Annotated in this window: 1 protein-coding gene; it reads right to left on the bottom strand. The window is 68.1% G+C overall.

The features are described 5' to 3' along the window. Nucleotides 1-117: 117 nt before the first annotated feature. Nucleotides 118-1,035 (bottom strand): tryptophan--tRNA ligase (gene trpS, locus DSP71_RS17445; protein WP_258546522.1); only part of this gene is annotated, 918 nt, incomplete at its 5' end.

Consider the following 1,035-nt stretch of genomic DNA (forward strand, 5'->3'; position numbering starts at 1 on the left):
GGGAAGCCCGTTGCCGGAGGCGCCGGCACCGCGGGCGGCGCAGGCGGATCGGAGGGCACGGCGCCGGACGGGGGAGGCAGCTGCGGATCGGTCACGACCCCCATCCTAAGGCGAGCGTCAGACGCGCCGGAGCAGACCCACCCGGTCGTACACGTTCGAGAGCGTCTCGTCGGCGACGGCGTCGGCGCGTGCGGCGTTCTCGGCGAGGATGCGGTCGAGCTCCGCGGGGTCGTCGAGCAGCTCCAGAGCGCGCGCGCGCACCGGCTCGAACTCGTTCACGACGACCTCGGCGAGACCCTTCTTGAAATCGCCGTAGCCACGACCGGCGTACTCGTCCTCGATCGCCGGGATCTGGCGTCCGGTCAGCGCCGCGTAGATGGTCAGCAGGTTCGAGACACCGGGCTTGTTCTCGCGGTCGAAGCGCACCGAGCCCTCGTTGTCGGTCACCGCGCGCATGACCTTCTTCGCCGACTTCGCCGGGTCGTCGAGCATCCACAGCACGCCGGTGTCGCTCTCGGCCGACTTCGACATCTTGGACGTCGGGTTCTGCAGGTCGTAGATGCGCGCCGTCTCCTTCTGGATGACCGGCATCGGAACGGTGAAGGTCTCTCCGAACCGCGAGTTGAAGCGCTCGGCGAGATCGCGCGTGAGCTCCACATGCTGCTTCTGGTCATCGCCGACCGGCACCACATCGGTCTGGTAGAGCAGGATGTCGGCGGCCATGAGCACCGGATACGTGAACAGTCCCACGCTCGTCGAGTCGGCTCCGTAGCGCGACGACTTGTCCTTGAACTGCGTCATCCGCCCGGCCTCTCCGAAGCCGGTGATGGTGCTCAGGATCCACGCCAGCTCGGCATGCGCGCGCACATGGGACTGCACGTACAGGGTCGACAGCGACGGCTCGATGCCCGCGGCGATGTACTGCGCAGCGGTGCGGCGCGTCTTCTCGCGGAGCTCTGCCGGGTCCTGGGCCACCGTGATCGCGTGCAGGTCGACGACCGAGAAGTAGGCGTCGTAGGAGGTCTGCAGGTCCCG

Source organism: Microbacterium sp. H6, assembly GCF_003314775.1.
Lineage (GTDB): Bacteria > Actinomycetota > Actinomycetes > Actinomycetales > Microbacteriaceae > Microbacterium > Microbacterium oxydans.